Below are 5,728 nucleotides of genomic sequence, written 5' to 3'. Positions count from 1 at the left end.
GAGCCTCCTTACGGCGTCTGCACTGGAGCCTCCCCTGCTTAGAAAATTAGAGTAGGGAAAATAAATCTACCCCTTTACTTATTCTTTATTTAATAAAGTATTTTTATTTCTGGAAAAAAGTAATAGTAGGGCCATAATCTTGATCTGAGCAAGATAGCAAAACCGAAAAATCTCTATCTGGAAATTTCTCTTTTAAAATTAAGCGCCATGATAGAGAAAGCATATGAGCAAGCTGCTCAAAAATTTCATCTTCTACATCCTCACTACACCCGGGAAAAATGTCATAAATATGAGTATGATTAACAAATCTCTCTACAGACTGGATATCATCTTCGAATCTTGCCATCCAGCCATTAAACTTTTCTGCCTCATAGTTCATCTCCAGTATTACCGCCCCCCTATCCAAGATAAAATCAGGAAAAACCAATTTCCCCAAGATCAATAAATCTTCTGGCCTGATTTCATAGGAAATATATGAAAAAATATCAATCTCATTCTTATTCTCCCAACCGGACTTCCATAATTCATAATTACTCAAACACTTTAAATCTTTAAAAGATACTATTTTCTTCATGGTATCTCATCCGAATTGGGAAGGGGACAGATTTATTTTTACTACTCTAATTTCGGCGACTGCGCCCACTCTGAAACGCTCAAAGCAAATAATTCGCTAAACCATGCGCCCTTACCTAGGAATCGCGAAGTTCCTTTACGGCATCTGCGCTGGATGCCTCCATGCTCAGGAAATTAGAGTAGGGAAAATAAATCTGGTCCCTTTATTTTATTTTTTATGCTCCTAAAGAAGAGGACCCAGCCTGTTGTTAGTAAAAAACCTAGTCTCTTGGTCCGAGGCTGGCTCCAAACCTCCATAGAAATTTTCGAAACCAAAATCAGCAGAGATTCCATTCATATATTTTTGAAATTCTAACATAACTTTACCTGCGCTATTAAAATCATTCATATAAAAACACAACCCCACATCAACCCCCCCCTCATATTTCAAAACCCTTAAGAGAACGACTGGCAACTTCAAACCATCCTTAACACTGAACCCTTCCATGGACACACCAAAATATAAATCACCATTAAAACCCAAGAAAGAATCGATCAATAATTCACTAAAAACATTAACATTAGAGCTCAAAAAATCTTCAGAAAAATTAAAATCAAAAATGCGATCACTCTTGCTTTCAATCTCTTTTAAAAGAAAAAAAAGCCTACTAGTGTTCACACCCTCAAAAATCACTTCAAATAATTCTTTCATCAGTCAATAAACCCTTTAAAAGTTCCATCTAGATTCAGCCTAACCCCACGACCATCTATCAGACGCTTCTCTAAAAAAGTTATTCCCTTTTCATTCATAGTAGGTCGAAACTCCCCAGGAGCACGGACAATTTCCTTAAAATGCTTCATAGCTTGTTCGTTCCAACCAGACATAGAACCTTTAACTTTACCCCATATTTCGGGATGCCTACCCGCATGTTTAGATAGCGCATGTCCTATAACAGTACTACCTTTATATGGAGCCTGCGCAGTATCAAGCACTGTTTTAATTTGACCAAAAGTAGCGTTCGATCCAACACTCCCCCTCCCCCCAAGAAGCGCCATAGCCGCCGCGCCCCCCAGCTCCGAGAGCAGGTAAGCCTTCTCCTTGGGATCCAGTTGTCGGCCAGCAGTGCGATCCAGCCAGGAAGTGGACGCATTCCAGCGATCCAGATCAGCCGTTTCCTCCGGTGTCAGCCAGCCTTCCTTGAGGTTCTTGGCGAACGCCAGTTGCTTGTCCAGGGCAAAGAGATCTCCCCAGCCACTTGGATTCGGCGTCTGCGACACGATCGCATCAGGATTGCCCTGCAACAAGCCGGGTGTGTCGTAGGTGGTTTGCCGCAGTAGGCTGAGCAGCTCTTTGGAAACCGGATCGTCCATCCGGATCGAACTGTCGACGATGTCGTCCACACACTGGCGCGAAGCACACTGGCCGATAGCGTTTGAACGCTCGGCCGACAGCTTTTCGTACTTGCCGAGGATGCCTTGCAACTTCTCCTCGCCACAGCCGCCTGCCGCGCGACAATCCTTGATTTCCTTGAGCAGGCTCTCCGCCGCCGCGTGATTCAGATTGTTGTACACCGTGGCCTGCTGAGCCACCCAAGCGGCTTTCTCTTGGGCCTTGGTATCGCCTCCGGCCGCCGCAGCCACTGTCATCCCTATCAACTGCGAGGTCATCGCCAGCACGCGCTCATGAGCCTCGCCAGGGAAGATCTTTTCACCGACGAGGCTTACCAATGCCTCGTTGGCGCCAGCAGCCAGGGCTGCGGTACGGAAATCGCCGCCGGCAGCCTCGCCGATCAACCCGCCGACAATCGCATGGACCGCTACCTTCTTGGGAAGGCCGCTGCCGACCAACGCATCTCCGACCTTGTCGAAGATCGCGCCGCTTAGCGCGTCCGCCGCCATACTGATGGCAGCTTGCGCGACGTTGTCCCTGAACTTGCCACCGTTCACCACGGTGTTCAGCGCGGAGCGAACGGCAAGCTGGGCACCCAGACTGCTGGGCATGAAGCCGCCGCTGATACCGGCGACCGCGTAGCCCTTCAGGCTGTCGCTGGAGGTCACGTCTTTCGCCACCGCGCCAAGGTTGCCGCGGTTATTCACCGTGCTGATCGCCGCGTTGGTGGCTACGGCACTGGCGACGGAGTTGGCAGCGACGCCTGTTGCGCTTTTGGCCGCGACGCCTGCCATCGAACTACCCGCACCCCAGGTCAGGTAGGTAACCACAATGGCGATGGCCAATGCCGCGCCAGCGCCCAACCCCGAATGGCTGTACTTGAAGCTGTCATGTACTTCCCGGACTTTGCGCCAATCGACGTCACCCTGTTTTTCGGCCTCCCGCAACCAGGCGAGGCTCGGATCGGCCTTGACCATGACATCGATGGTCTCGGAAACGGTCTTCTGGTCGATATGCTTCACATCGATCTTCAGCCCGTCCGCTGCTTTGATCGCCAGATTTCCCTGAGCGACGATCTGGGTCTGCCGAAGCGTTTCATCGGTCTGCCCTTTCCCCTTGGCGCTGTTCCACGCCAGGTCGCCCTTGCTCTTCTCGTGGCTTTCCTGGTGCAGGTCCTTCACCGCCTCGAAGGTCACCGCGCCGCCGCTGACGATGGCCAGGTCGTTGCCCGATTCCAGCTTCGCGCCCTGGTAGGTCTGGTCGCCGCCGCTGAGCAGGGTGAGGTCGCCGCCGCTGCTGATCTGGCTGCCCACCGCCTTGACGTCGGTGACTTCGTCGCGCCGGGTTTCCTTGCGGCCGAAGTCGCCTTTCTTCTTCTTGTCGTACAGGTAGTAGTTGCTGTCGTTGGCGGCCAGCAGTTCCAGCTTGTCGCCGGCCACCAGGTAGGCCTCGTCGCCGGCGCTGGCCTGGCTCGCGATCAGGCGCAGGTCCTGTCCGGCATTGATCGCCAGGTCGCCGCCGGCGTCCACGCGGGTGCCTTGCTGGGCGACCTTGTCTTCCTGGTAGGTGACCTTCCTGGTCTTGCTGTAGGCATGCTCCTCGTTCGCCGCCGCCGCCAGGGTCACGTCGCGCCCGGCGGAGAGGGCGATGTCGCGGCGCGCTTCGAGGGCGCTGGCCACTGCGCTGAGGTCGCGCCCGGCGCTGACGTTCAGGTCCCGCCCGGCACTGACTTCGGCGCCGAGCTGGGTCACGCTCTGTAGCCGCGACGTGCTCCAGCGGGTCTGGCCCTGGCGGTCCTCGACGGCGGCGACGGTGACGTCGCGTCCGGCGTCGAGGCTGAGGTCGCCGCGGCTCTGCAGCACCCCGCCGAGGTTGGCGATGTCGCGTCCGGCCTGGACGTTCAGGCTGTTCGCCGCCTCCACCCGCGCGGCGCTGTCGGCGAAGCTGCGCTCCCAGGTGCGGCCGTCGAGCGCGCTGTCGTAGCGGGTCACGCTGCGTTCGTTGATCACGTCGCCGGTCAGCGCGGTGAGGCTCACATCGCGCCCGGCGATGACCCCGCCCTGGCGGTTGCGGATCGAGTCGCCGGCGAGCAGGTCGAGGCGCTTGCCGGCCTCGATCAGGCCGCTGTTGTCGAGGTTGTCGGCCGTCGCCGAGAGGTCGTTCCGCGCGCGCAGGGTGCCGACGTTATGCAGGTCGCCGCCGCTCACCAGCTTCACGTCGCGGCCCTGGATCAGCGCACCGTTGGGTGCCAGCCGACCCTCCGCCTGGGCCAGGTAGACCACCGGCGCGAGGACCTTCTCGCCGTTCACCTCGACCTCTTCCAGCCAGACGATGTCGTGGGTCAGCGCCGCCATCTGCTCCGCGCTCAGACCCACGCCCAGTTGCAGGTGCAGTTGGTCCTTGTAAGCGATGGCGTTGTCCATCAGGTAGCGGAACAGTGCCTCGTCGCTGCTCAGCCCGTCGATGTAGCGCTGGCCGGTGCGCGCCACCACCGCGTCGCGGATCAGCCGCTGCTCGTAGAGACCGTCGCCGAGACGCTTCTTGCTAGCGTCCGGGTTCATGCCCAGGCCGCTGAGCAAGTAGTCCGAGTTGAGGAACTGCTTCAGTTCGGTGAGCGCCGGGTTGGTCTCGATCAGGTACTTGTGGCTGGCGCTCGGCGTGGCGTTGCCGGGCACGCCCTGGACCCGGGCGACGCCCGGCAGGCTACCGCCGAGCGCGCTGCCGCCCTGACCCTGGACGTTGGCCGCGCCAGCCAGGCCGTCGACTCGCACGCCCTGGCCCTGCCAGGTACCGGCGGCGTTGCCGGCGCCCTGCTGGCCGACCGAGACGCCGCTGCCGCCCTGGGTGCGGTCGGCGCCGGCACCGAGCGCGGCGCTGCCATTGCCGTCCTCGGCGAAGCGCGAGCTGAGACGGAACAGGCCGTTGTCGCCATGGGGCAGGCTGAAGCCGGGCAGGGTGACCGGGTTGACCTGGCGCCGCGCCAGGTCGGGCGGCAGTTGCGAGGTCAGCGGCACGACCACCGAAACCCCGCTGCCGCCCACCGCGCTGTCGCCCACCTGGCGGCCGCTGCCGACGAAGGTGTAGCCGGGGCGGGTGACGCCGTTGTCGATGCGCGTGCTGGCATTGACCGTGACGTCGCCGGCGGCTTGGATCACCGCTGCGTAGGACTGGTCGCCACTGCTGATCGGGGTCGGTCCCTTGCTCGGGAATTCGTACTCGAAGGACCAGTCGCTGAGGATCGCGTTGAGCGCGGCGGGAATCTCGCCCGCGCGCGCCGGGTCGAAATTGGCGCTCTGGTACCAGTAGAGGTTGGTGAAGTTACGCGACTTCTGGTCGATGCCGCCGATATCGCCGCCGCGAGCGGTACGCAGCACGCGGATGGTTTCCAGCTCGCCGGTTTCCAGGCCCTGGTTGTCGAGGACTTCGAGGTTGGCGGTGAGGTTGCCGCCGCTGCCGATCAGGCTGGAAAGGTTGTTCAGGGTGCCGCCGTCGATGGCGAAGTCGCCTCCGGCCAGCAGTTGCCCCATGGCGCTGCTGGCGGTGACCTCGGTCTTGTCGCGCTGGGTGATGGTCCAGATGGCGTTGCGCTTGCCGCTGCAGTCGCCTGCGTTGACGCCTTCGATGCAGGCGGTCTGCTCCATCTTCGCGGTGTACAGGCCCGACTTGCTTTCCAGCACGGCGCGACGGTTCTCGATCAGGCTGGCACGCAGGCTGAAGTCCTTGCCGCTCTCGATCACCCCGGAAAGGTTGCGCAGGCTGGCGGCACGGTTGCCGGCATCGTCGCGG

Annotated in this window: 3 protein-coding genes; all 3 read right to left on the bottom strand. The window is 58.7% G+C overall.

Annotated elements, in window-relative coordinates; translation table 11 throughout:
* Positions 1-103 precede the first annotated feature (103 nt).
* The gene (locus HMPREF2581_RS33120; protein ID WP_152934910.1) at positions 104-574 is read right to left on the bottom strand and encodes a hypothetical protein; all 471 of its coding nucleotides are present in this window, start codon (positions 572-574) and stop codon (positions 104-106) included.
* 222 nt (positions 575-796) lie between these two features.
* Positions 797-1,264 carry a hypothetical protein gene (locus HMPREF2581_RS32830; RefSeq protein ID WP_134281347.1) on the bottom strand — a complete coding sequence of 156 codons (468 nt, stop codon included), beginning with the start codon at positions 1,262-1,264 and terminating at the stop codon, positions 797-799.
* On the bottom strand, positions 1,264-5,728 hold a 4,465-nt coding region (locus HMPREF2581_RS02545), incomplete at its 5' end, for a DUF637 domain-containing protein (RefSeq protein ID WP_177345066.1). The genes HMPREF2581_RS02545 and HMPREF2581_RS32830, both read right to left, overlap by 1 nt.

Origin of the sequence: Pseudomonas sp. HMSC057H01 (genome assembly GCF_001836405.1) — a bacterium.
Classification (GTDB): domain Bacteria; phylum Pseudomonadota; class Gammaproteobacteria; order Pseudomonadales; family Pseudomonadaceae; genus Pseudomonas; species Pseudomonas aeruginosa.
The sequence above is the reverse complement of the archived record's forward strand: the minus strand, read 5'-3'. Positions and strand labels throughout refer to the sequence as shown.